Origin of the sequence: Alcaligenes sp. SMD-FA (assembly GCF_025960365.1) — a bacterium.
Taxonomy (GTDB): domain Bacteria; phylum Pseudomonadota; class Gammaproteobacteria; order Burkholderiales; family Burkholderiaceae_B; genus Alcaligenes; species Alcaligenes aquatilis.
Genome location: NZ_CP110108.1, coordinates 1,510,858 through 1,536,169 on the forward strand (window position 1 = coordinate 1,510,858; position 25,312 = coordinate 1,536,169).

A 25,312-nucleotide genomic window follows, 5' to 3' on the forward strand; every position below is an offset into this window, starting at 1 on the left:
AATGGCCATTACAGATTGTAATTATGTGTTATCAAATGAGACTAATACGGGGCTGTATCTGACTGCCCCGTATTAATTAGGGAACATATTCTTAATTCAGAGCGGGCATGGGATGGCGAGGGGCCACGTGATGCACGTCCTGCAGGCGGAAGCGAAACCGTACGTTGGCATCCTGACTATGGGCGTCGGCAGTGTAGGTGGTGCAGCCGTGTACAGGTGAACTGAAGATCACGGTACCAGCCATACGAGGGCCGTTTTTAGGCTGCAGATACACCGTATCGCCAATGCGAATATCGGTTTTATTCAAGGCAATATGGTCAGGGCGCGAGATCAAACCAGTTGGATAGATGTTTTTCATATTTTTTTCCTTATCGTGTGGTGTCATTACATCGTTTTTTTATTGAGATTTGATGACACCATGATGGACCAGCCTCCACACGGAGGTCAGGCCATTGCTATTTCAATGTAGAGCATCGCTGACTGGACAATAACAATGTCAAGCAAACGTACTCTGTGACAGCATGGACAGCGCCTTATTCGTTTGCCAAGCATATGGACGGAGCAAGTAGTCCGCTACGATGCAAAAAATAAGTCTGGATGTGGCTGCCGTCGCCGTAGTAAATGAATACCCGCATGTTTGGGGACATGCCAGAAGGTCAAAGGGACCTGTTTACGTGGGTATATTCAAGAAAATATTGATCGCACGTTCTTGATGTAATGGATATATGGGCGCGATCAGCTAACTATTAAGTCATAGGTTTGCGATGTTGTCAAGTGTCAGGGGGACGTCATTGCCGCAGGTCGATGTTTCTAATCCACTTCTTTGCACGCTATCGTCAAAGCAGGGGCGGGCTGTTGAACAGGCTGTTTTAGAATACGTTCTTTATCTTGCCTTTTGTTGTTGCCTCCCATGATTACCATCACCGGCTTGTTCACCCATCCCATCAAATCCTGTGCAGCCCAGGCGCATCCGCAGGGCGTTGAGGTTAGCGTTGCGGGCCTGGCCCACGATCGCGAGTGGGTCGTTGTTGACCAGCAGGGCGTATTCATGACGCAGCGTCGCTGGCCGCGTATGTCCTTGATTCGACCATTGGTACAGGATGGGCAGATTACGGTCCAAGCGCCCGGTATGGAGACGTTGAGCTGGTCTCTGGATGCTCCGGTAGGGGATAACGTCGCCGTCTCTGTGCGTATCTGGAGTTCAGATACGTTGGGCCGGGATGAAGGCGATCAAGTCGCGCAATGGTTTAGCGACTTTTTGCAAACCCCTTGTCGGGTATTGCGTAACCATAGTCGTGCCCGTCGGTATGTCCTGACTGAACGGGTACGCCCTTGGGAAGAAAAGTCTCAGGGCTGGCGCCAGATCGGTGATCAGCTAAACGGTTTTGGTTTTGCCGACGCCTTGCCCTTTTTGTTCACCAATGAGGCGTCCCTGGAAGAGCTCAATCGCCTGGTTCTGCAGTCTGGGGAGCAAGCGGTGCCCATGGATCGTTTCCGTGCCAACGTCGTTTTCACGGGTTTGCCCGCTTACGAGGAAGACTACGTCCTGGGTGTGAGCAGCGAGGGTCTGAGCTTTGCGTTTGTCCGTCAGTGCACCCGTTGCCCTATGCCCAACGTGAACCAGCGAACGGCCGAGGTGGGCACACAACCCGGTTTGGCCTTGGCGCAAAGTCGCCAGTTTCCGCAAGGCACCTTGTTTGGCATGCAAGCCATGCTGGTTGAATCCCGGTCTCAGAGGCTGACGATTGGCCAGACCTTGGACGTGGAATACAGCTTTTAAGCATTAACCGGCGCCGGATCAGGCGTAGTCCAGGGGTAGACGTGTCGTGAACTTGATCTGCTCCATGGCAAAACTGGAGCTGACATCGGTCAGCTCTATTTCCGAGATCAGTCGCTGGTAAACCCGGTCAAAGCTTTTGATATCCGGCACGACGACACGCAGTAAATAGTCGGTATCGCCGCTCATGCGATAGAACTCCACAATCTGTGGGATTGCCTCGACCACCGCCGAAAACTGGCTGTACCACTGCTTGTTGTGCTGATTGGTCTTGATAGCCACAAATACCGTGACTCCTACATTCAGCTTTTCTGAACTGAGTAGCGCCACCCGCTTTTCGATATAGCCCTCTTGTTCCAGACGTTGTATGCGTCGCCAGCAGGGAGTGCTGGACAAACCCACCCGATCGGCAATTTCCTGGATCGCCAAGGTGGCATCGTTTTGTAGGATCTCCAGGATGTGCTTGTCGAATTTATCCAGCATAAAAATAATTTCCCAATAATATCGGTAGTTGTGGATTTTTATTCTCTGAATTCTGCCTGTGGTAGCGTGAAAACGCAATAATTGCCCCTGGGCTCTTGCGTAGACTGTTTCCATTCGTCTTTAGCGATCACGATCAGGAAAACAGCATGCAGGACTGCGATTATCAAAATACGCGTTTGACGCATTTAGGCCGGGACACCCGCGTGTCGGCTGGCTTTGTGAATGTGCCCGTTTGTCGTGGCTCGACTATTTTGGCCGACAATCTGGAACAATGGGCCCAGCGCAAGGAACCTGACAATCCCTATGTTTCTTATGGCCGCTTCACCAACCCTACCTTGCAAACCTTGACGCAAGCCGTGGCCGAGCTGGAAGGCGGTTTTCAGGCCAGCCTGTTCCCGTCTGGCTTGGCGGCGTGTACCCATGCTTTGTTGGGCATGCTGGAAGTCGGGGATCATTTGCTGATACCGGATTCGGTCTATGGACCGGTACGCGCGTTTGCGCAGCAGGTACTGGCTAGCCGCATGGGTATTCAGGTTCAGTTTTACGAGCCGTCTTTGGGGGAGGAGATAGCCAGCCTGATTCGTCCCCATACCAAGGTGGTGTACGTAGAGTCGCCCGGTTCGGCCACCTTCGAGATTCAGGATATCCCGGCCATTGCACGTTGTGCGCATGCGGTCGGGGCGTATGTGCTTTTGGACAATACCTGGGCTACCCCCTTGTTTTTTAAGCCGTTTGAACATGGCGTGGATGTGTCTATTCAGGCTGCCACCAAATATCTGACGGGGCATTCCGATGCCTTGCTGGGAGTTGCCACGGCCAATGAACGCGCTTGGCCGTTGCTGCGTCGGGCGGCGCATGATTTTGGTCAGACAGCCGGGCCTGATGATGCCTTTTTGGCGCTGCGTGGCATGCGCACCTTAGGTGTACGCTTGCGTCAGCATCAGGCCAGTGCCTTGCAGATTGCCCGTTTTCTGGAACATCATCCACAGGTACAACAGGTTTTGCATCCGGCGCTGGAGTCTCATCCCGGCCATGCGATCTGGAAGCGGGATTTTACCGGTTCTACGGGTTTGTTCGGTGTGGTGCTGGAACCGTTGAGTCAAGCGCAGTTATCTTTATTTTTCAAGACCTTGCGCCTGTTTGGTATCGGTCTATCCTGGGGCGGGTTCGAGAGCCTGGCTTTGCCTATGGATATGCCCAAGCGCAACGGGCGCGCCTTGTTCGGGCAGGGGCAGTTGTTGCGTTTGCATGTAGGGCTGGAAGAGCCCCAGCACTTGCAGCAAGATCTGGCACAGGCTTTGGATGCGGCCTATGCCCTTAACACGTCCAGAAACACAGAGGGGCTGTGCTTAGTTGCCCAGCAGGCTTAACTGCTGGTTTTCCTGTCGGGCGATCAGGCGGCGCGTCTGTTCTTCATTAATGTCCAGACTGGGATCGTCCAAAGAAGGTTGAGCGGGGCTGGAGATGCGTTCTGCAATTCGGTTCCATCGCAGCCCCAGTTTGCTGGGCTTGGCCGGGCGGCGACGGCTGCGCGGGGCGGTTTCCTGTTGGTCGGGCGAGTACTGGGTCAGGTCAAACTGGCCTGTAACGATACCCACTTGCTTGAGCAGAACCATGGCTTGCAAGGGACTTTTGAAACTGCGCGGATCTTTGCTGCGGGCGGTAACCAGCACCGCCTGACCGGCACGCGTGGCCACTTGTACAAAAAAATGATTGCCTTGTCCTTTGATGGACACACCTAAAATGCCCCCGGCTTGCGTGGCGGCACGCAGCTGCTGCAGGGTAAAGGTGACGATTGCGCCTTGACAGGGCAAAGAGGACATAAATTAGCGCTCAATAAAGAAAGCCCGCCGTTGCGGGCTGGTCGGGCAAACAGCTACGTCCCCGCAAGAGGGGACTCAAGGGCGACATTATGCCAAAAAATAGGCGGTTCGTGGTTTGGACGGCACAAGACGGAAGGACGTCTTGTGCAGGTTGAGCCTTAGGCCGCGGCCTGTGCGCACAGACGCGGCAGGATGTGGTTAGCCAGCAAAGGGGCCAGCGTCAGCGAACGGATTTCTTGCGGGCTGACCCAGCGGGCTTCTTCCAGCTCGGCAGCGGCCTGAATGTCGCGGTCTACTGTCAACGTAAACACGTGGGCATGAACCATATGGCCAGGCTCATTGGCGGCGGGGCTTTCAAAGTAGGCTTCGTACCGGGCCTGGGCGGTTTCTTCCGCTTTCAAGCCCAGTTCTTCATCCAGTTCACGTTGCAAGGCTTGCAAGGGCGTCTCGCCTGCTTCCAGCTTGCCACCGGCTTGCATGTAATAGGCGCTGCCACGTTTACGGACCAGCAAAATTTGTCCGGCAGAGTTGGTGATGTAGGCGGCAGCCAGCAAGATGACAGGATGAGACATGGGTTCTTCAAGCAAAAGGGGTCAAGCCAGGATCGGTTCAAGCAGGCTATTTTTGCACAGGCTCGGAAGGGGTGTCATCCAGGGTTTTGGCTCGCAGCAAATAACGAGTGGCGAAAATGCCCGGAATTAACAAGCCCAGTCGATACCAGCCCAAGTGACTGGTCAGCCAGGCCGAGGCGGCCAGCGACAGCCACAACATGATCAGCGCCCGACGTTTGGCTTTGCGGGTCAAGCCTTGGCCGTTTTCCCAGTTGCGCAAATAAGGGCCCAGATGGCGCTGGTCCAGCAGCCATTGATGAAAGCGGGGGGAGCTACGGGAGAAGCACCATGCAGCCAGCAGCACAAAAGGCGTGGTAGGCAGCAAGGGTAAAACAGCGCCGGCAATGGCCAGCGCTACACATACCCACCCGGCAACCATCAGGGCGTAACGCATCATGCTTAGCGGGGAACGCGTCCCAGCATGTAGAACTCGTCATTGCAGCGCATGGACATGAAGTTGGCCATGCGGTTGCTCAGACCAAAAAAGGCGCTGATGCCGGCAATGTCCCAGGCGTCTTCGTCGCTGAAGCCGTGCTCGTGCAGGGCCTGGAAGTCCGCGTCTTCAATCTCCTGGGCGTTTTGCGAGACTTTCATGGCGAACGCCAGCATGGCTTTTTGACGCGCCGGAATATCGGCCTTGCGCCAGTTCACGGCAACCTGGTCTGCCACCAACGGGTTCTTGGCGCGGATGCGCAAAATCGCACCGTGGGCAATGATGCAGTAATGACACTGATTGGCGGCGGAGGTAGCCACCACAATCATTTCCCGATCGGCATGGCTCAAACCACTGGGCTTTTCCATTAACGCGTCGTGATAGGCAAAAAAGGCGCGAAACTCGTCAGGGCGGTGTGCCAGAGCCAGAAATACATTCGGAATAAAACCGGATTTTTCCTGTACGGCTTCAATACGACTGCGAATATCCTCGGGCATGTCGGCCAGGGTAGGGACGGGATAACGGCTGATAGCGGGTTGTGCTTGTGTCTCGGGCATGGCTTGTCTCCAGGTGAAAATGGATGTTCTAGTTCATCGAGTAATTAAATCCAGCTACGCAAAGGTGTCCAGGGTCGGTCAAGACGATATAATGACATATTGATCCTGCCGCGGGCATGGCTCTGCTATAGAGTCTTACGGGCGGAACTGTACTTGCACACCACTACTGACGCGATAATGACAACCATCCTTGAATCTCTTCCAGTCGGCCAGAAGGTCGGCATTGCCTTTTCCGGTGGCCTGGACACCAGCGCTGCACTTTTGTGGATGCGCAATAAGGGCGCGATCCCTTACGCATACACCGCGAACCTGGGTCAGCCTGATGAACCCGATTACGATGCGATTCCCCGCAAGGCCAAGGAATACGGTGCCACGCTGGCCCGTCTGGTGGACTGCCGTCAGCAACTGGTGGCTGAAGGGATTGCCGCCTTGCAGTGCAACGCCTTTCACATCACCACCGGCGGTGTCACCTACTTCAACACCACGCCTATTGGCCGTGCTGTGACTGGCACCATGCTGGTTGCTGCCATGAAAGAAGACGACGTCCATATCTGGGGCGACGGCAGCACCTACAAGGGCAACGACATCGAGCGTTTCTACCGCTACGGTTTGTTGACCAACCCTGAGCTGAAGATTTACAAGCCTTGGCTGGACCAGACGTTTATTGATGAGCTGGGTGGCCGTGCCGAGATGTCCGAGTACATGCAGGAAAACGGCTTCGACTACAAGATGTCGGCCGAGAAAGCCTACTCCACCGACTCCAATATGCTGGGTGCCACGCACGAAGCCAAGGATCTGGAATACCTGAACGCCGGTATCAATATCGTCAAACCCATTATGGGCGTGGCTTTCTGGCGTGACGACGTGGCTGTGGCCGCTGAAGAGGTGCGTGTGCGCTTCGAGGAAGGCCAGCCTGTTGCCTTGAACGGCGTAGAATTCGCCGACCCGGTGGAACTGATGCTGGAAGCCAACCGCATCGGCGGCCGTCATGGTCTGGGCATGAGCGACCAAATTGAAAACCGCATTATCGAAGCCAAGAGCCGTGGCATTTACGAAGCTCCCGGCATGGCCTTGCTGCACATCGCTTACGAGCGCCTGGTGACCGGCATCCACAACGAAGACACCATCGAGCAGTACCGCATCAACGGTTTGCGTTTGGGCCGCTTGCTGTACCAAGGCCGCTGGTTTGACCCACAAGCCATTATGCTGCGTGAAACTGCCCAGCGCTGGGTGGCTCGTGCTGTTACGGGCGAAGTGACTCTGGAACTGCGTCGCGGTAATGACTACTCCATCCTGGATACGGTTTCGCCTAACCTGACCTACAAGGCCGAGCGCCTGAGCATGGAAAAAGTGGACAGCATGTTCTCGCCACGCGACCGTATTGGTCAACTGACCATGCGCAATCTGGACATCGTGGACACACGTGATAAGTTGTTCACCTACACCCAGGTTGGCCTGCTGGCTCCTGCTGCCGGTTCGGCTGTGCCTCAGCTCAAAGACAGCAAGAAGTAAGACATGGCGGCAGATCGGGGGGCTCTGAGTAGAACCCCTGATTTGAAGCAGCAGTGTCAAAACACCTCAATGCCCGATTCAACAGGCATTGGGGTGTTTTTTATGGAGTTGGCCCAGCGTTCCTGAGCCGTTCTGTTTAATGGCTGCAGTTGTCGCTACTTGCTTGAGTACGCAGAGCGGTATGAGCCTATCGTCAATTTGGTTTGATGAGACCAGCAAGACGCAAGCTGCGCTTAGTGTGCGTCGGGCATCGAATCAGTCGATCAGTTTTCCGCTTGGCTCATGAAAGGCGAATGGGCCATCGAACTGACCCACTGTGGCGGTATGGGTGACGATCTGGCCGTGATTACTCAGTGCATGAACGGCATAGCCCGGTGGTTCCAGCGTCCAGGCCGAGGTGGCATCCTCAGCCAGGTCCAGGCAAACCTGGTGGGCAACAGAGGGGGCGGTGCTGGCAATGGTTCCGCCAAAGCGGATCTGTATATTGCGATGCAAATGTCCGCTGATTACACGTTCCACATTGCTATGCTGACGCACAATCGCCTCCAGTTGTTCTGCCCCGTTCAGTAGGCCAATCTTATCCATATGGCCGATCAGGGTGTTGAAAGGAGGGTGATGCAAGGCAATGACGGTGGGGCGCTTGGGCTGTGCGCTCAGTTCGGCTGCCAGCCAGTCCAGTTGCTCCTGATCCAGACTTCCCGTACTGGCACCCGCGACGGCACTGTCCAGGGCCAACAGTCTTAACTCACCCACATCCACGCCGTAGCAAACGGGGCCGGTCTTGCCCAAGTAAGTATGCTCGGGAAAGCTTGCGCGTAATTGCTGTCGATCGTCATGGTTTCCGGGCAGCAGGTACACAGGAATCGTTCCTAGAGGGGCAAGCAAGCGGCGCAAGTGGGCATATTCCTGCGGTCTGCCAAAATCAGTCAGATCGCCCGTCAGCACGATCGCATCTGGCTTTTGGGGCAGGGCCAGAGCGTGCTCTATGGCCTGTTTCAGATAGGGTGCGGTATTCAGGCGCCCATAGGCCAGCCTGCCTTCTTCCCGGATATGCGGGTCTGTCATTTGAATCAGTAGTGTTTTCAGCATCTTTTTCCGAGCTCCCCTAGGTGGGCGCTTTCTGTGTCAACGGTTCGGTGGGGAAGGTAAGTGGCGTGTTCAGGATCAGGGTTGATTAGGGACATTCTGGGAGTGTGTCACGGTGCCTGGCATCAGTTTTATGGGATTGATCCGAATGCCCACGATACTGCCGACCATCGCTGTGTGATCCCGATCAACTTCGGCAATCATGTCTGCCTGGCCTTCGACGCCTAGTGTCAGTTGCACCCTTCCTCCCATAAAACTGCGTTGACGCACCTGTGCCTGTGCCCAGCCTATTGGTCTGTTCATGGAAACGTCAATATCTTCTGGCCGGACCAGCAACTGATCGGTGCCGAGCAAGGTCTCGGGGCAGGGCAGGCATAGATCGGCTAGCTGAATGTCCTTGTTCAGCAGGTTTTGCGCTGTACGTTGCAGTACATTCACACGCCCCAAAAAGGTCGCCACAAAAGGGTGGGCCGGGTTGCGGTACAGGCTTTCACCGTCACCGGTTTGAACAATACGGCCCTCGTGCATGACGGCCAGCCGATCGGCAATCGCAAAGGCTTCCTGCTGATCGTGGGTGACATGAATGGCGGTGATGCGTAAACGCCGCAGTAGTTCGGCCAGTTCATCGCGTAAGGAGATTTTCAACTTGGCATCCAGGGCGGCCAAGGGTTCGTCCAATAGCAGGACGCGGGGCTGATTGGCAATGGCTCGCGCAATGGCGACCCGCTGTCGTTGGCCCCCGGACAGCGCAGAGGGCAGACGTTTTTCCAGGCCATTCAGACGCATGAGATCGACCAGCTCGCCGACTCGTTCTTGGCGCAGGGTTGGTGCCATGCCCTTGATTTTAGGGCCATAAGCGATATTGGCTTCTACCGTCATAGAGGGGAACAAAGCGTAGTGTTGAAACACCATGCCCACCTCGCGCTTTTCAATAGGTAGATGGGTGACATCTTGCCCATCGAACAGAATGCGGCTGCCGGCGTCTGGCATTTCCAGACCGGCGATCAATCGCAGCAAGGTGGTTTTTCCACAGCCCGAAGGCCCGAGCAAGGCCATGACTTCACCGGGGGCGATGTCCAGTGTGCTGGGATGCAAACCCCGCGTGCCATCCGCATAGGTTTTGGCGCATTGTTCGATACGTACCGGGACGTGTTTATTTTCCATCGTGTTTCTCCAGCAAGCGCGCCAGTGTTTGCAGCCCCCAGAGCACGGGCAAGATGACGAGCATGAAAATCAGTGTATAGGCCGAGCCTACTTCGATACGCATCGACGCGTAGCTGTCAGCCAGCCCCACGGGCAGGGTGCGGGTCAGTGGCGTATGCAGCATCCAGGTCAGGTTGAACTCGCCCAGGGACAAGGTGAACACCATCAGGCTGCCCGCCACAATCGCGGGCAGGATGGCGGGCAGCAAGATGCCGAAAAAGATCTGGCTAAAGCTGGCACCCAGGGATCGGGCGGCTTCTTCCAGATCAATCAGGCTACGTTTTTGCAGGGCTGCACTGGTGGTGCGCACCATAAAGGGCAGGGTGAACACAATGTGGCCCACCAAAATGAACCAGAAGCTTTGCCGAAAACCTTGCAAGGAGCCGTAGGCCAGCAGCAGAGCCAGCGCCGAGGCCAGCCCGGGAACGGCGACTGGCAAGGTCAGCAGTTCCTCAAAGGCTCGGGCCAGGCGCGAGCGGCTGCGAGCCAATGCGTAGGCACAGGGCACACCAAGCACAATGACAGCCAGTACGCAGAGTAAAGCCAGTTGTAGTGATAGCCAGACCGTACCGCCATAGTTCACCCAGACCTGTTCCAGCCATTTCAGGGTCAGGCCGCTTTTCAGGCCCAGTCGATAGTTGTTGACCAGGCCCGCCATCACCGAAATCAGGATGGGGCCCAGCAGAAACAAAACAGTGAGGCCAGTGACCGCCAAAAGCAAAGGAGCGGGGCGATGCATGCTGCCAGAAGAGATCGTCTTCATGGAACCCTCACGCGATGACGGAGGGGTCGCGCACGAGACGCCGAGCCATCCACAAGGTAAACCATGTCAGCAGCCCCAATGAAATGGATAGGCTGGCGGCCAGGGTGAAATTCGCATAATTGGTAAATTCGTTATAGATGGTGATGGGCAGTACTTCGTAGCGGCTGGACAGGGTGAAGGCCGTGCCGAAGGCGCCCATGGAGGTGGCAAACACAATGGCGCCACAGGACAAGGAGGTAGGTGCGAGTTCCGGTATCCAGACGTCTCTGGCGACGGCCCAACGCGAGGCACCGCAAGAGCGTGCCGCTTCTTCCAGATTGCGGTCGATGGATTCTGCCGCCGCAGTGTAGGTGGCAATGGCGCGGGGCAGTGAAAAGTACAGGTAGGCCAGAAACAGACCTAACAGGCCATAGGCAAAGGTCACGCGTCCCAATCCCAGACCCTGTGTAATTTGGGCCAGCAGCCCCTGCCGGCCACCCAGCAAAATAATGAAAAAACCGACAATCACCCCAGGGAAAGACAGGGGCAGGGTCATCAAGGAGAGCAGCAGACGCTTGGCAGGGACGCGATAGCGAGCCATCACAATTCCTACCATGGCGCCCAATATCAGGGTCGCCAGCGTCACGATGGCAGACAGGAGCAGCGTTTGCAGCAGGGCCTGCAAGTAACGTCCTGATGTCAGAACGACCCAATAGGTGTGCATGCCTTCTTGTGCGGGTAGTGCCAGGAGCTGTGCTGCAGGCAAGAGCCAGAAGGCGGCAAAGAAAGCGACAGCGGGGGCCGAGCACAGGGGTAACAGGTATTTGCGTTGCATACGCTAACTCCACATCTCAGAGGGCCGCTTAGCGGACCTCGGCCAGGTAACGTTCGGCAAAGGGTTTCTGGCCTTGTGCCATGCGGTCATAGTCAATTGCTTTGGCACGGGCGTATTCGCTGTCAGGCAAAAAGCGCGACTGTGCCTGTTCGCTGATGGCGCTGCTGCGAACCGGACGCAGGAAGGCATTGGCCCAGATGGATTGACCTTGCTCGGAAAGCACAAAATCCAGCACTTTACGTCCCTCTTCGGTGTGCGGTGCCTTGTTGACCAGCGACATCACGTAAGGAACCACAATCGTGCCTTCTTGCGGAATCACGAAGGCCACATCTTCTCCGTCCTTGTATTGGGCGCGATAGGCGCTGAAGTCATAGTCCAGCAAGATAGGGATCTCGCCGGAAATCAGGCGCGCATAGGCGGTTTGCTTAGGGACAATGGGGTTGTTTTGCTGCAGGGCCTTGAACCAGTTGATGGCCGGATCAAAGTTATCCATCGTGCCGCCCAGGGCTTCATTGATGGCCACGGCGCCCACATAACCCACGAAGGCGGACGAAGGATCCAGGTAACCGACCAGACCTTTGTATTCCGGTTTGAGCAAGTCGTTCCAGGAGGCAGGGACCGGTACATCGCCCAAGGCTGATTTGTTGACCATGATGCCCATGGTGCCGGAGTGAATGGCAAACCAGTGGCCTTGCGGATCCTTTAAGCCTTCCGGAATCTGCTCCCAGCCCTTGGGTTTGTAGGCCTGCGTCACGCCTTCTTTCTGGGCCTGAATGGCGAAGGTAATACCCAGATAGGTCACATCGGCCACCGGGTTGGCCGATTCGGCAACCAGTTGGGCCAGCGACTGACCGGAGTTCTTGTTGTCTGGAGGCACGGTAATGCCGGTGTGCTGTTTGATGGCCTCGATCTGGCTGGCCCAATCAGCCCATTCGGGTGGGCAGTTGTAGCAAATCGCCGTCTGTGCGGCGGCCGCATTGCCCAATGTCAGCATGGCCAATGGCAATGCGACGCGGCAGGCCAGTGTGCTCAGGATGTGTTTCATGGTTGGTCACTCCAGTTAGTAGGTGGGTCTAGATAAAGCCGGCATGGCTTGCAAGCAGGGGTGTTGCGGGAAAGTTTCCCGGAAAGGAAGGCACAGCATTGTCAGGGCGCCTGTAGTTGGAACGGAGAGGGGGCGCAGGACTCACCCGGATCAAAGGTGTAGGGCAGCAATATCGACTCTTGAGCCGGGACAGCTTGCTGCCGGGCGATAGAACCCAGCAGCAGGCCAATGCACTGGCGGCCAATTTCCTCATTGGGTTGAGCAATGGTGGCCGGGCGAGGGAACAGTTCAGCCCCCAGGCCAATGCCGTCAAAGCCGATGATGCTGATGTCCTGGGGTACGCGTAAACCGATCTGCTGGGCGGTGCGCAGACAACGAATGGCAATCAGGTCATTGGAGCCAATGACGGCCGTAGGCCGATCAGCCTGACGCAGCAGTCGGGCGACGCTGGCCAAGTGAATGCCGCCTTCTGTGGAGGCAGGGGCTGTCGGGTCTTCAGGAGGGTGATCCATAAAAGGTACTTCCAGTAGCGGCATGGGGGCCAAGCCCGCGCTTTCCATTCCTTTGAGGTAACCGCAACTGCGTTGTTGGGCCCGGTCCGAAACATGCAAATGTCCGCTCACCATGGCAATGCGGCGATGCCCTTGGGTGGCAAGGTGACCAATCAGCTCAACCATGGCTTGCTCACCATTGACGCTGACGCAAGGGTGTTCGGGATGCTGGTTGTAGGCCAGTACATAGGGGCAGGGTGTGGTGCTCAAGCGTTCCAATGCCGGGGACGTGGCCGGATTGGAGACCACCAGCACAATGCCTTCGACATTGCTGGCCAACAGCAGGGCCACGGCCTGGGATTCACGTTCGACGTGGTATTCCGTAAAGAAGGGCAAGATGGCGTAGCCGGCATGGGCGGCGGTATCGGCTATCCCTTTCAGGCACTCGGCAAAGACGGGGTTCAGCAAAGTAGGCAAGACCACACCAATCACACGGCTGCGTTGGCTACGCAGGCTGCGGGCCGAGGCATTGGGTTGATAACCCAGGGCCTGGATGGCAGCTTGCACACGCAGCAGGGTTTTTTTACCCACTTTCTCTGGCTCGTTGAGCGCACGCGATACCGTGGCAACCGATACCTGCGCTGCCTTGGCAACATCCAGGATTCCAACATTGGCCATGACATTCAGCCGTCAAAATGAAAACGATTACATTTGAGCAAAGGCATATGTCAGGCAAATGACGAATCGTTTTTTTTCCTGCCGGACGCCAAGAACCTTATCGGGTTTCGTGGCCGGAAGCATCGTTCCTCACCAAAATTGATGCCACTTATACGAGCGGGATCTGAAACAGATCCTGGTCTTGATGCGGCGGATTCTACAGTGGGCTCTCCTGAACAACAGGCCTGCGCGGTCAGGCTTTCACGTCATGAAACCCATTCTTGTTTTGCAGCACGAGGCTACACAAGGGCCAGGTGTATTACTGGATCATCTGGAGAAAAACGGCCTTTGCTATCAACTACTGATGTCACCGCTGGAGGGGAGAGCACCGGTCTTGGCACGTGATTACAGCGGGATTGTCGTCTTGGGCAGCGACCATAGTGTTAACGAGGATCTGCCCTGGATAGTGTGTGAACAGGCGCTTTTGCAGGATGCAGTCCAGCGCCATGTTCCTGTGCTGGGCCATTGCTTTGGGGCGCAGCTTCTGGCCCGTTCTCTGGGCGCCAAGGTGCAGCGCAGCCCGTATCCGAATATAGGCTGGGGTCAGGTCTGGAGCAGCCCTTATGCCCAGCGTGTGATGGGCCTGCCCAGACGTGCTGTGCTGTTTAACTGGCATTACGACACTTTTCAGATTCCTGCGGGTGCCAGCCGGACGTTGTATGGCCCTCATTGTCTGAACAAGGGCTTTGGCTTGGGTCCGCATTGGGCTTTTCAAGGTCATCTGGAAGTGACTGCCGATAGCATTCGGCAGTGGTGCGACCACGGTCGCCACGAGCTGGCGCAGGTATACGGTCCTGCCGCTCAGGATGCTGACCATATCTTGCTTGGGCTGGATCAGCATGTGAGCACCTTGCATCTTCTTGCCAGACAGACTTACCAGCGCTGGACAGATCAGTTGCTGGAGCGCTCCGGGTTTGCCCGCACCCAAATCCATATGCCGTCTTTATACGCAGGCCAGTAAACACTGCTCTGAATTTATGCCGCCAATTCTAGACTTTCTCTGTCTGCTGCAAGTCAGCATTGAGAGGGAGTGTGGAATGAGTGCGCCTTTTTTTACGGTTCTGGCAGGAGGGATTTCTATGGGACTGTTTATTTATTTGTTCTATGCCTTGATAAAGGCCGAAAAATTTTAGCTTCAGGCCGACAAGTGTTCATTGTTTGGAACAGGTGTGCATATGAGTGATTTTCTATTTCTAGCGGTGCTGTTCGCGTTCTTTGCGATGGCGACCGGATTTATTCTTGGTCTTGAGAAACTGTAAGAGGTGCTGTCATGCTGGACGATCTGATGCAGTTTCTAGTTATTTTGGCCGTCTCAACGGTCTTGTTAGTGGTGGTGGGTAAATGGATTGCCCATTTTTTCAGCAGCCCGAATCACAGTTTGATGGAGCGCGGTACGTATCGGCTGCTGGGTGTGAATCCTGAAGAGAAAATGTCCTGGAAGCGATATGGCCTGGCGCTTTTATTGAGCAACGCCGCCATGTTGCTTCTGGGATATGTTCTTTTGCGGGTGCAGGGCTGGATTCCCGGAGACAGCCTGCAGCGTGCCGCACAAACGCCAGACTTGGCCTTTAACACGGCCGTGTCCTTTACGACCAATACCAATTGGCAGGCGTATTCGGGCGAATCCAGTCTGTCCAATTTTTCCCAAATGGCGGCCATCACCTTTTTGATGATGATCAGTGCCACCACGGGTCTGGCGGCGGCAGGTGGTTTCATCCGTGGCTTAAGCCGTAAAAGCTCGGCTGATATTGGTAATTACTGGGTGGACTTTACCCGTTCTTTGTATCGCCTGCTCTTGCCGTGCAGCTTCTTGCTGGCCTTGTTTTATATCTGGCAAGGTATGCCGCAAACACTGAGTTCTGAGGTCGTGGTCAACACGCTGGAAGGACTCAAGCAGCAGATTGTTTTGGGACCCGTGGCCAGTCTTGAAAGCATCAAGCATGTGGGAACCAATGGCGGCGGCTTCTTTGGCATGAACGCGGCGCATCCTTTTGAGAACCCCACGCCGCTGACCAATACCGTGCATATGCTTAGCATGTTGCTGGTGCCCTCGGCCCTGACCTATGCCTTTGGCTCCATGCTGGCTCGTCGCCGGCAGGGCTGGGCCTTTTTTGCAGCCTTTCTGGTGATGTTCATCGGCTTTTTGTCTCTGATCTACAGCGCCGAGCAAGCAGGCAATCCTTTGTTGACGCCTTTGGGAGTCGATCAGACCCAAAGCAGTACGCTGGGCGGGGGCAATCTGGAGGGTAAAGAACTGCGTTTCGGTGTGGCGCAAAGCAGTCTGTTTGCGACAGTGACCACCGCAGCTACCACTGGCTCGGTCGATGCCATGCATGCGTCGCTGACCCCTTTGGGCGGCTTGGTGCCGATTGCTCAAATGATGCTGAACAATGTGTTTGGCGGGATCGGGGTGGGCTTTATCAGCCTGGTCAGTTACGCCATTCTGACCGTGTTTCTGGTGGGCATGATGATAGGACGCAGCCCGGAGTTTTTGGGCAAGAAGATCGAGGCCCGGGAGATGAAGTACGTGATGCTGGCCATGCTGGCGCACGCCTTCAGCATTCTGGGGTTTACGGCCTTGGCCAGCGTACTGCCGTCCACCATGGACAGCCTCTCGAACATGGGGCCGCATGGTTTCAGCGAAGTTCTGTACGCCTACACCTCGGGTACGGCCAATAACGGTTCGGCCTTTGCCGGTTTCAACGCGAACACGCCTTTCTTCAACACCACGATCGGGCTGGCCATGCTGGTCGGGCGTTATCTGACTTTATTGCCGTTGCTGGCTCTGGCCGGTGTGCTGGCGGCCAAAAAAGCCGTTCCTGCTGGTCCAGGAACCTTGTCGACGGCCACCCCTTTGTTTACTGGCCTGTTGATTTTCGTGGTCCTGGTGGTGGGCGGTCTGACTTTTCTGCCTGCTCTGGCGCTGGGCCCGATTGTGGAGCACCTGTTGATGCTCGATGGCATTACTTTTTGAGGATTGACTGTCATGTCTACCCATCAATTTATGGTTTCAACCCCAGTGGCACCGACGGTGAAAAGCCTGCTGCGTCCCGTGTTGCTGTCGGCTGTGTTCTTTATGCTTCTGACCGGGATTGCCTATCCCTTGGCAACGACCGTCATCGGGACGGCTTTGTTCCCGGAGCAGGCAAATGGCAGCTTGATTGAGCGTGATGGCCAAGTCGTGGGTTCACGCCAGATTGGCCAATATTTCAGTCAGCCAGAGTATTTTCATGGCCGCCCCAGTGTGACCCTGGGTGTGGACCCTTCAGATCCATCCAATAGTATCTCGCAGCCCTATAACGCCGCCGCTAGCGGGGGCAGCAATCAAGGGGCATTAAGCAAGAATTTGCTCAATGCCGTGGCAGAGCGAAGCAAGGCTTATCGTCTGATGAATGGTTTGGCAGAGGATGCCCCCGTACCTGTCGATGCCGTGACAGCGTCGGCATCGGGTCTGGATCCGCATATCTCGGTGGCTAATGCCCGTTTGCAGGCTGCGCGTATTGCCAGGGTGCGCGGCATGTCGCTGGAACAGGTGCAGGCCTTGATTGATCGCTATACCCATGCTCGTCAATTGGGTGTACTGGGTGAACCACGTGTGCAGGTCCTGGAGCTAAATCTTGCGCTGGATATGGCCAAGAGCGTCCAGCCCGTCGTGCGTTAGGAGCAGGTGTCAATATGTCTATTACTGATTTAAAAGCCTCGCAAGAGGCGGAGCACGCAACGGTGTTTCAGGCTGTTCCCTGGGGCACCGTGTGCAAGGAAGCCTTCAAGAAACTGTCCCCTCGGGTGCAGTTCAAGAACCCGGTAATGTGTGTGGTGTATCTGGGTAGCATTCTGACCAGCCTGCTGGGTGTGCAGGCTTTGATGGGGCAGGGCGAGGCCCCCGCTGGTTTTATCTGGTCCATTGCTGCCTGGTTGTGGTTTACGGTTTTGTTTGCCAATGCGGCCGAAGCGGTGGCAGAAGGGCGTGGCAAGGCGCAGGCTGATGCGCTGCGATCTACGCGCAAGCGGGTTATGGCCAAAGTGTTGAAAGAGCCCAGGCGAGATAGTCGTTCCTGGCCTGTCCCCAGCGATGAGTTGGTGCCCGGTGCCTATGTGCTGGTGGAAGCTGGGCAGATTATTCCGGCCGATGGTGAAGTGCTGCAGGGGGCAGCCTCGGTAGACGAGTCCGCTATTACTGGGGAGTCAGCGCCGGTTATCCGGGAGTCGGGGGGTGACTTTTGCTCGGTCACGGGCGGGACGCGTGTTCTGTCGGACTGGATTGTGATGCAGGTCACCGCCAAACCCGGCGAAGCCTTTCTGGATCGCATGATTGCGATGGTGGAAGGGGCCAAACGTGGCAAGACGCCAAACGAGATTGCCTTGAATATCTTGCTGGTCGCCTTGACGCTGATCTTTCTCTTGGTGTGCGTCACCTTGTTGCCTTTCTCCAGTTTTGCCACCGCGCTGACCGGCCAAGGTTCGCCCGTCACGATTACGGCCCTGATCGCCTTGCTGGTGTGCCTGATTCCGACCACGATTGGCGCCTTGTTGTCGGCAGTGGGCGTGGCCGGAATGAGCCGCATGATGAAGGCCAATGTACTGGCCAGCTCGGGCCGTGCGATCGAGGCGGCCGGGGATGTGGATGTCTTGTTGCTGGACAAGACAGGCACCATCACACTGGGCAATCGAGAAGCTTCGGCATTTCTGCCCGCGCCGCAGGTATCGGAGCACGCCTTGGCGGATGCGGCTCAATTGGCCTCGCTGGCCGATGAGACTCCCGAAGGGCGCTCTATTGTGGTGCTGGCCAAGCAGCTTTTCAATTTGCGTGGCCGTCAATTGCAGGGCGCGCAGACCATTGCCTTCAGTGCCCATACCCGCATGAGCGGGATTGATATTGAGGGTCGCCAGATCCGTAAAGGGGCGGCCAATACCATGCGCGCGCACATTGAGTCCCAGGGCGGGGTGTTCCCTCGTGAACTGGATACCTTGGTCAATGAGGTGGCACGGCGTGGCAGCACACCGCTGGTCGTTGCCGAGGGCAATAAGGCGCTGGGTGTGGTGGAGCTCAAGGACATTGTCAAAGGCGGTATCAAGGAGCGTTTTGCCGAGCTGCGCGCCATGGGCATCAAGACCGTCATGATTACGGGGGATAACAAACTGACCGCCGCAGCAATCGCGGCTGAGGCCGGGGTGGATGATTATCTGGCCGAAGCCACGCCCGAGGACAAGCTGCAATTGATTCGACGCTATCAGGATGAAGGTCGCCTGGTGGCCATGACTGGCGACGGGACGAATGATGCGCCTGCTCTGGCGCAGGCAGATGTGGCCGTGGCCATGAATAGCGGTACCCAGGCGGCCAAAGAGGCCGGCAATATGGTAGATCTGGACAGCAACCCCACCAAGCTCTTGCGTGTGGTGGAAGTAGGCAAGCAGATGATCATGACGCGTGGTGCCCTGACCACCTTCAGTATTGCCAATGACCTGGCCAAGTACTTTGCGATTATTCCTGCGGCTTTTGTGGTCACCTATCCGGCTCTGGGCGCCTTGAATGTGATGCAACTGCACAGCCCAGCCACAGCGATTCTGTCTGCGGTCATTTTCAATGCTCTGATCATCATCGCCTTGATTCCTTTGGCCTTGCGCGGCGTGAAATATCGGGCGGAGCCCGCAAGCAGACTGCTGCGGCGTAACTTGCTGATCTACGGTTTGGGCGGGCTGATTGCGCCTTTTATAGGTATCAAACTGATTGATATGCTGCTGACGCCGTTTTTCGGATAAGAGCGTAAGATCAATAGCTATTTTCTGGATGGAGTGCACAGATTCATGTCACCTGAGGATAGGCCGGACCCGGATACGCTGTTGCAGGTCATTGGCGAGGATCCGCATCAGCCTCGCCGTGGGCAGCTCAAGATTTTCTTTGGCGCTTGTGCGGGCGTAGGGAAAACCTACGCCATGCTCAAGGAGGCGCATCAACGCCAGTCCGAAGGGGTGTCCGTGGCCATCGGGATTGTAGAGACGCATGGTCGCCAGGAAACCCAGGCCTTGATCGACGGTTTGCCCGTACTGGCACGCAAGGCGTATCAGCGTCAGGGGCGGGTAGTGACGGAGTTTGATCTGGATGCCGCCTTGGCGTCGGGCTATCAGTTGCTGCTGGTCGATGAGCTGGCGCATTCCAATCTTGAGGGTAGCCGTCATGCCAAACGCTGGCAGGATGTGGAGGAACTGCTCGATGCCGGTATTGATGTATATACCGCGCTGAATGTGCAGCATCTGGACAGTCTCAATGAGGTGGTGGGTGGCATTGTCGGGGTACGGGTTCGGGAGACGGTGCCGGACCGTATTTTTGATCGAGCGGCGGATGTCCTGCTGGTGGATTTGCCTCCAGACGATTTGTTGTCTCGTCTGAATGCGGGCAAGGTATATCTGGCCGACTCGGTCGCCCACGCGCGCCAGAATTTTTTTCGTCGCGGCAATCTGATCGCTTTGCGTGAGTTGGCGTTGCGTCGTGTGGCGGATCGGGTCAATGCCGATGTGCATGTCTACCGAATCTCCCATGCGATACGAACAGTCTGGCCCACCCGTGAGCTGTTAATGGTTTGCGTCAGCGCCGATAGTGCTCAGGAAGCCCTGATTCGGGAGGGGGCGCGCTTGGCGCAGCAATTGCAAACCCCCTGGATTGTGCTGCATGTGGATACGCCGCAGGAAAGCGGGCAGATCAAGGCGCAGGAGGCGTTGGTGCGTTTGGCCGCCAGTGCTCAGCATGCAGGGGCCGAGTTTGCCAATATTGCCGGGCAGGATGTGGCGCATACGATTCTGGCCTATGCCCGTCAGCGCAATGTTACCAAGCTGATTCTGGGGAACTCTTCAGCGCGCTCTGCCTGGCCCTGGCGCACCAGCCTGTCCGAGCGTCTGGCCCGCAGTAATCCTGAAATTGGTTTGCTGCTCCTGCGCATGGATACGGTTCAGCGACCAATCCGGCCTTTGGAGCTGGAGCAGCCCATGGCGCAGGGCAAGGCCTTGTCCATCGCCTCCATTATTTGCGTGGCGACCACCTTGTTGGCCGAGCAGCTTTTGTCCTTTTTTGATCTCTCCAATGTCATCATGCTGTTCCTGATTACAGTGGTCTTTATCGCTTTGCATTTGGGACGGCTGGCGGGGGCATGGGCGTCATTGCTGTCAGTGGCGTTTTTTGATTTTTTCTTTGTCGCGCCGCGCTACTCCTTCTCGGTCACCGATACCCAATACGTGTTTACCTTTGGCGTCATGTTGGTCGTGACGCTGATTATTGGCCAGTTGGCTGCCAAACTGCAGGCCGAGGCCCGGGCTGCGCGTGATGGTGAACGTCGTGCGGCGGCGTTAACGCGTGTTAGTCGGGATTTGGCGGGGGCCTTGGCCCTGGAGCAGGTCCTGGCGGTCTGCCGCGATACGCTGGAGCCTTTGTTTGAGATGCAACTGGTGCTGGTGGTGCCGGATCAACAGAACCAACTGGTGGCAACCCGCCACACCGGCTTTGTCGAGCTGTCGGTAGCGCAATGGGTGTTTGATCACATGGAAGCTGCCGGTAATGGTACGGAGACCCTGAACGGCGCCAGTGCCTTGTACCTGCCCTTGAAAGGCCCGATGGCCCCACGGGGTGTCCTGGTGGTGCAGTCCGGGGCTGCTGCCTCTTTAAGCACTCCTGACGGACGGCGCTTGCTGGATGCTTGTTGCTTTACGTTGGCTCAGGCTCTGGAGCGGATTCATTACGTGGAAATTGCCCAGGATACCGTGCTGCGCATGGAGGGGGAGAAAATGCGTAATACCTTATTGTCTGCCGTTTCACACGACTTACGTACGCCCTTGACCGTGATCCGGGGCTTGGCTGAAACCTTGGAGCAGCCCAAGGGCTTGAGTGAGGCGGAGCGCACGGATATTGCCCATTCCATCCGTATTGAGTCTGACGAACTGCGTCGCCAGGTATCTAACTTGCTGGATCTGGCTCGCATGCAAAGTGAAGGAGTGAAATTGCATAAAGAGTGGCATGCCTTGGGCGAGATTGTGGGGATCGCCGTTGCCCGCTGTGCAGCCGCCTTGCAGCCCCGCAAAATTGTGACCGAGTTCGCCACGGATCTGCCCTTGGTCGAGGTGGACGGTGTGTTGCTGGAGCGAGTGGTGACGAATCTGTTGGATAATGCGGCCAAATATACCCCCGCTACCAGCACAATCTCGCTACGCGGCCTGTGTTCTGGCCAATCCATGTATTTATTGATCAGTGACGATGGACCCGGCCTGCCGCCAGGCGATCCCGAGCGTTTGTTTGAGACGTTTACGCGGGGGTACAAGGAGTCTTCTGTAGCAGGGGTAGGCTTGGGTTTGGGGCTATGCCGAACAATTATTGCCGCGCATGGTGGTACGATCAGCGCCAAGCCGCGTCAGCCTCATGGGGTGATCTTCGAAATCAGCCTGCCTTGGAAAGCGGCTCCTCAGATGGATGGTGACGAACTACTGACATGAACAAAACCCAGATATTGATTGTGGAGGACGAATCCAATATTCGTCGTTTTGTACGGATCGCCTTGGAACAGGAAGGTATGTTCGTGGTCGAGGCCAGCACCTTGGCGCAAGCGCGCATGGATGCGGCAACCCGTCGCCCGGATTTGATGATTGTGGATTTGGGTTTGCCCGATGGCGACGGCAAGGACTTGATTCACGATCTGCGCGCTTGGGTCTACTCGCCCATTCTGGTGTTGTCTGCGCGCGATCGGGAAGAGGAGAAAGTGGCTGCGCTGAATGCGGGGGCGGACGATTATCTGGTCAAGCCTTTTGGGGTGCCGGAGTTGCTGGCCAGGATTCGGGCCTTGCTGCGGCGTTCTCAATTAGTCCCGAATGCACAGACAGCCTCATCGCTGGTTCGCTTCGGTGGTGTCCGTGTGGATCTGGCCTCCCACGAGGTGTTCCGCGACGGGGAGGCGATACATTTAACGCCGATTGAGTTTCGCTTGTTGACGGCTTTGATTCGAGGTCATGGCAAGGTGTTGACGCACCAGCATTTGTTGCATGAAACATGGGGTGCGGCTTACTGTGATCGGCCCCATTATTTGCGGGTGTACATGATGCAGTTGCGTCAAAAGCTGGAAGAGGATGCGGCACAGCCCAAGTATCTGTTGACGGAATTGCAGGTTGGTTACCGATTGGCGGGTTTGGAGGTTGAAGAATAGGGGCGGGCGCGCTGCGCTGAGCATCAGGGGCACAGCGCAGCACAGGGTCATGGTCTGGCTGTAGTCGCTTGTAGTTGGTATCGTCGCAGCACTCAACAGAGCCGTCGTCTCGCGTCGTTTACATGAAGCAGGCTAGGTCCTGCCCTATTGAAATGATCTTCAAGCGCTTTTTTCAATGATGGCCTGGATGCAGGTGTGCGACGTTGTTGCGTAAAAAAGGGATGCCGTAGCATCCCCTTTTGTCATCAATGAGCAATCTGCTCCGAGTGGCAGCGTTTAGGCTTCCAAACGACCCAGAATCAGGAACTCCATCAATGCTTTTTGTACATGTAAGCGGTTTTCGGCTTCGTCCCAGACCACGCTTTGTGGGCCGTCGATGACTTCGCCTGTGACTTCCTCACCACGGTGGGCGGGCAGGCAGTGCATGAAGATGGCGTCAGGAGCAGCCACATCCATCATTTCCTGGTCCACACACCAGTCGGCAAATGCTTTGCGACGCTCTTCGTTCTCGGCTTCGTAACCCATGCTGGTCCACACATCGGTGGTGACCAAGTGTGCGCCCTTGCAGGCTTCCAGCGGGTCGTCAAATTCGCGCAGGATGCTGGAGTCCGGGTTGCCAGTACGATCTGACTCCAGGTGGTAACCATTAGGAGCGGATACATGCAGGGTAAAGCCCAGGATTTCCGCCGCTTGCAGCCAGGTGTAGGCCATATTGTTGGCATCCCCAATCCAGGCCACGGTCTTGCCCTTGATATCGCCACGATGTTCGATAAAGGTGAAGATGTCGGCCAGAATCTGGCAAGGGTGAAATTCGTTGGTCAGGCCATTGATGACCGGCACACGCGAGTGGGAGGCAAAGCGCTCCAGACGGGTTTGTTCGAAGGTGCGGATCATGACGATATCGACCATGCGCGAAACTACGCGGGCGGTATCTTCAATAGGTTCGGAGCGACCCAGTTGTGAGTCGGTGGTGGTCAGGTGAATGACCGAACCGCCCAACTGATACATACCGGCTTCAAAGGAAACACGGGTACGGGTGCTGGCTTTTTCAAAAACCATCGCCAGGGTGCGGTCGTGCAATGTGTGGTGCGGCTGATAGCGTTTGAACTTGTCTTTGATCAGGCGTGCGCGTTCCAGCACATATAAAATTTCGTCGTGAGAAAAGTCGCGAAATTGCAGAAAGTGCCGAAGCGGTCCTGCGTGCACGATGGCATCCATAAAAAAATCCTGCGGATAAAGAAAGCCATCTTAACCTGTCCAGCTATTTAGAGCAAAGCCGGCCTGTGCACGACAAGGGGAAATAGCTTGGTTTTAAGATAAAAAGAAAGGGTAAGGTAATGATTAGCAATAAATTGTCAAGTGGCTAATTTATTGAATCCCGGGCTTTGCTTGGCCGCGATCGGATACAATGCGGAGCGAGAAAGGAAAAGGTGCAGCCTACCTGAACTGCACGATGAGTGATCAATTGTTATGACAGAGCCAGTGAAGCAACTTGTAATCCATGGTGTGACCCGGCAGGATCAGCGCTTTCGTCCCAGTGACTGGGCAGAACGCTTGGCCGGTGTAATGTCTCAGTTCCGTCCGGCTGGGGCGATGGGAGGGCATCTGACGTATTCGCCCTATGTGGTGCCGCGATTGATTGACGGCGTGCGCTGTGTGGTGGTCGATGCGCGTTTGCGGGAGCTGGAGCCTTTGGCCTGGAAATTTGTCTGTGGCTTTGCGGAAGATAATAATTTAAAAACCAGCGGCATTGATCCCACCAATATGGGCCCTGTCGATTCCTGATTAAGGCAGCACATCCAACTAGTCGCCACCGTTAAAACGGTAGGCGATTTATTTTTTATACCGCAAGCAGAGTCAGTACTTTGCCGGTTTTTTGATACTGCAATATATTGTCCAGTGCCAGCGAGAGCATGGCTTGACGCGTCTCGTGTGTCGCACTGGCTGTGTGCGGTGCCAGAACGACCTGCTTGAGGTCACGCAAAGCCTGGGGGACCTGGGGTTCGTTTTCGAACACATCCAGCCCGGCAGCGCCTAGTCGTCCTTCTTGCAGGGCGGCAATCAGTGCGCTTTCATCAACCACACTGCCGCGGGCGATATTGACCAGAATCCCTTTGGGTCCCAAAGCATTCAGCACGTCTATATTGATCAGCCCGCGTGTCTCGTCGCCACCGACGGCTGCAATCACCATGAAGTCGGCCCAATGGGCCAACTCGATCAGGGAAGGTTCATAGTGCCAGGGGACGTCGCGGCGTGGACGGCGGTTGTGATAGCGCAGCTCCATATCAAAGCCGCTGGCACGGCGGGCAATGGTCTGGCCGATGCGACCCAGGCCCACAATCCCCAGTTTCTTGCCGCTGACCCGAGTGCCCAGCCCAAAACCATTGGGGCTGTCCCACAGGCCGGCACGTACGTAGCGGTCGGACTCCGTCACCCGGCGGGCGGCATCCAGCATCAAGGCCCAGGCCATATCCGCCACGCAGTCGTTCAGAACATCGGGGGTGGTGCTGACCTGGATGCCACGCTGTTGGGCGGCGTGCACGTCGATGCAGTCGTAGCCTACTCCCACACTGCAAATCGCTTTTAAAGCGGGCAGGCGGTCTATCAAGGAGGCGGGGGTGGGGGTGACGGCGCTAGTCAGGAGTACCTGTACGCGTTCGATCTGTTCGGCACAGAGCTGGTTCAGGTCCGGAAGGACAATGCGCTCGAAATAACGATCAATGTCGTCAAAAGAAGGGTGCTGGGCCAAAGATGCCAGTTGCAGCACGATGGGACGTGTCATGGGGACTCGCTGATGAACAAGCAAATCCATAACTTA

At 56.2% G+C, this 25,312-nt stretch carries 25 protein-coding genes; 11 read left to right on the forward strand and 14 right to left on the reverse strand.

Translation table 11 applies throughout. The annotated features are described in order from the left end of the window. Positions 1–91: 91 nt before the first annotated feature. Positions 92–358, reverse strand: a complete 267-nt coding sequence (locus tag OKX01_RS06975; protein WP_094196347.1) for a hypothetical protein — start codon at positions 356–358, stop codon at positions 92–94. Between the two features lie 552 nt (positions 359–910). Between OKX01_RS06975 and OKX01_RS06980 the strand changes: the two genes are divergently transcribed. Beyond that, positions 911–1,780, forward strand: coding sequence for an MOSC domain-containing protein (locus OKX01_RS06980; RefSeq protein ID WP_094196348.1), 870 nt, complete (start codon positions 911–913; stop codon positions 1,778–1,780). A gap of 18 nt (positions 1,781–1,798) precedes the next feature. On the opposite strand, the gene OKX01_RS06985 is transcribed toward OKX01_RS06980, so the two are convergent. After that, positions 1,799–2,260, reverse strand: coding sequence for an Lrp/AsnC family transcriptional regulator (locus OKX01_RS06985; protein WP_009455584.1), 462 nt, complete (start codon positions 2,258–2,260; stop codon positions 1,799–1,801). A 146-nt stretch (positions 2,261–2,406) separates the two neighbouring features. On the opposite strand from OKX01_RS06985, the gene metC reads away from it, so the two are divergent. Then, positions 2,407–3,630 (forward strand): cystathionine beta-lyase, encoded by a 1,224-nt coding sequence (metC, locus tag OKX01_RS06990; RefSeq protein WP_108727291.1) that lies wholly within the window; start codon positions 2,407–2,409, stop codon positions 3,628–3,630. Here metC and OKX01_RS06995 read toward each other — a convergent pair. From OKX01_RS06995 to OKX01_RS07010, 4 genes are all read right to left on the reverse strand, one after another. After that, complete coding sequence (locus tag OKX01_RS06995) at positions 3,610–4,083, reverse strand: hypothetical protein (RefSeq protein WP_094196350.1); 474 nt, start codon at positions 4,081–4,083, stop codon at positions 3,610–3,612. The two genes, metC and OKX01_RS06995, sit on opposite strands and share 21 nt — an antisense overlap. A gap of 158 nt (positions 4,084–4,241) precedes the next feature. Further along, entirely contained in the window at positions 4,242–4,655 is a 414-nt protein-coding gene (locus OKX01_RS07000; RefSeq protein WP_108727292.1) for an NUDIX hydrolase, read from the reverse strand. A gap of 46 nt (positions 4,656–4,701) precedes the next feature. Beyond that, the gene (locus OKX01_RS07005) at positions 4,702–5,091 is read right to left on the reverse strand and encodes a YbaN family protein (RefSeq protein WP_094196352.1); all 390 of its coding nucleotides are present in this window, start codon (positions 5,089–5,091) and stop codon (positions 4,702–4,704) included. Between the two features lie 2 nt (positions 5,092–5,093). Then, positions 5,094–5,684 (reverse strand): peroxidase-related enzyme, encoded by a 591-nt coding sequence (locus OKX01_RS07010; protein ID WP_108727293.1) that lies wholly within the window; start codon positions 5,682–5,684, stop codon positions 5,094–5,096. 177 nt (positions 5,685–5,861) lie between these two features. On the opposite strand from OKX01_RS07010, the gene argG reads away from it, so the two are divergent. Next, entirely contained in the window at positions 5,862–7,196 is a 1,335-nt protein-coding gene (gene argG / locus OKX01_RS07015; protein ID WP_108727294.1) for an argininosuccinate synthase, read from the forward strand. A gap of 255 nt (positions 7,197–7,451) precedes the next feature. Here the strand turns inward: argG and OKX01_RS07020 are convergent, their stop codons facing one another. From OKX01_RS07020 to OKX01_RS07045, 6 genes are all read right to left on the reverse strand, one after another. Further along, the gene (locus OKX01_RS07020; RefSeq protein ID WP_264672680.1) at positions 7,452–8,285 is read right to left on the reverse strand and encodes a phosphodiesterase; all 834 of its coding nucleotides are present in this window, start codon (positions 8,283–8,285) and stop codon (positions 7,452–7,454) included. A gap of 75 nt (positions 8,286–8,360) precedes the next feature. Continuing rightward, positions 8,361–9,446, reverse strand: a complete 1,086-nt coding sequence (locus tag OKX01_RS07025; protein ID WP_264672681.1) for an ABC transporter ATP-binding protein — start codon at positions 9,444–9,446, stop codon at positions 8,361–8,363. Continuing rightward, on the reverse strand, positions 9,436–10,248 hold the full coding sequence (locus OKX01_RS07030; RefSeq protein WP_203226742.1) for an ABC transporter permease: 813 nt from the start codon (positions 10,246–10,248) through the stop codon (positions 9,436–9,438). The genes OKX01_RS07025 and OKX01_RS07030 overlap by 11 nt, the downstream gene beginning before the upstream one ends. Positions 10,249–10,255: 7 nt before the next feature. Further along, the gene (locus tag OKX01_RS07035) at positions 10,256–11,062 is read right to left on the reverse strand and encodes an ABC transporter permease (RefSeq protein WP_094196358.1); all 807 of its coding nucleotides are present in this window, start codon (positions 11,060–11,062) and stop codon (positions 10,256–10,258) included. 28 nt (positions 11,063–11,090) lie between these two features. Next, complete coding sequence (locus OKX01_RS07040) at positions 11,091–12,056, reverse strand: ABC transporter substrate-binding protein (RefSeq protein WP_230018814.1); 966 nt, start codon at positions 12,054–12,056, stop codon at positions 11,091–11,093. Positions 12,057–12,208: 152 nt separating this feature from the next. Then, a complete protein-coding gene (locus tag OKX01_RS07045) occupies positions 12,209–13,276 on the reverse strand; it encodes a LacI family DNA-binding transcriptional regulator (RefSeq protein WP_264672682.1) in 1,068 nt (355 codons plus the stop codon). A gap of 247 nt (positions 13,277–13,523) precedes the next feature. Between OKX01_RS07045 and OKX01_RS07050 the strand changes: the two genes are divergently transcribed. From OKX01_RS07050 to OKX01_RS07080, 7 genes are all read left to right on the forward strand, one after another. After that, positions 13,524–14,276: a type 1 glutamine amidotransferase gene (locus tag OKX01_RS07050; RefSeq protein WP_264672683.1), complete on the forward strand. Its 753-nt coding sequence runs from the start codon at positions 13,524–13,526 to the stop codon at positions 14,274–14,276. Between the two features lie 76 nt (positions 14,277–14,352). Continuing rightward, positions 14,353–14,448 carry a K(+)-transporting ATPase subunit F gene (gene kdpF, locus OKX01_RS07055; protein ID WP_264672684.1) on the forward strand — a complete coding sequence of 32 codons (96 nt, stop codon included), beginning with the start codon at positions 14,353–14,355 and terminating at the stop codon, positions 14,446–14,448. A gap of 137 nt (positions 14,449–14,585) precedes the next feature. Next, positions 14,586–16,289 carry a potassium-transporting ATPase subunit KdpA gene (gene kdpA / locus OKX01_RS07060; protein WP_205649029.1) on the forward strand — a complete coding sequence of 568 codons (1,704 nt, stop codon included), beginning with the start codon at positions 14,586–14,588 and terminating at the stop codon, positions 16,287–16,289. A 12-nt stretch (positions 16,290–16,301) separates the two neighbouring features. After that, positions 16,302–16,976 carry a potassium-transporting ATPase subunit KdpC gene (gene kdpC, locus OKX01_RS07065; RefSeq protein WP_264672685.1) on the forward strand — a complete coding sequence of 225 codons (675 nt, stop codon included), beginning with the start codon at positions 16,302–16,304 and terminating at the stop codon, positions 16,974–16,976. 14 nt (positions 16,977–16,990) lie between these two features. Continuing rightward, positions 16,991–19,075, forward strand: a complete 2,085-nt coding sequence (kdpB, locus tag OKX01_RS07070) for a potassium-transporting ATPase subunit KdpB (RefSeq protein ID WP_199827878.1) — start codon at positions 16,991–16,993, stop codon at positions 19,073–19,075. 45 nt (positions 19,076–19,120) lie between these two features. Then, complete coding sequence (locus OKX01_RS07075) at positions 19,121–21,790, forward strand: sensor histidine kinase (protein WP_264672686.1); 2,670 nt, start codon at positions 19,121–19,123, stop codon at positions 21,788–21,790. Further along, positions 21,787–22,494, forward strand: coding sequence for a response regulator (locus OKX01_RS07080; protein ID WP_264672687.1), 708 nt, complete (start codon positions 21,787–21,789; stop codon positions 22,492–22,494). Before OKX01_RS07075 ends, OKX01_RS07080 begins: the two co-directional genes overlap by 4 nt. A gap of 276 nt (positions 22,495–22,770) precedes the next feature. Here the strand turns inward: OKX01_RS07080 and argF are convergent, their stop codons facing one another. Continuing rightward, a complete protein-coding gene (argF, locus tag OKX01_RS07085) occupies positions 22,771–23,712 on the reverse strand; it encodes an ornithine carbamoyltransferase (RefSeq protein WP_121738684.1) in 942 nt (313 codons plus the stop codon). Positions 23,713–23,964: 252 nt separating this feature from the next. Here argF and OKX01_RS07090 point away from each other — a divergent pair, with 252 nt between their 5' ends. Then, positions 23,965–24,279 (forward strand): DUF3579 domain-containing protein, encoded by a 315-nt coding sequence (locus tag OKX01_RS07090; protein ID WP_094196367.1) that lies wholly within the window; start codon positions 23,965–23,967, stop codon positions 24,277–24,279. A gap of 55 nt (positions 24,280–24,334) precedes the next feature. Here OKX01_RS07090 and OKX01_RS07095 read toward each other — a convergent pair whose 3' ends face one another. Next, positions 24,335–25,276, reverse strand: coding sequence for a 2-hydroxyacid dehydrogenase (locus OKX01_RS07095; RefSeq protein WP_230018608.1), 942 nt, complete (start codon positions 25,274–25,276; stop codon positions 24,335–24,337). Positions 25,277–25,312: the final 36 nt, after the last annotated feature.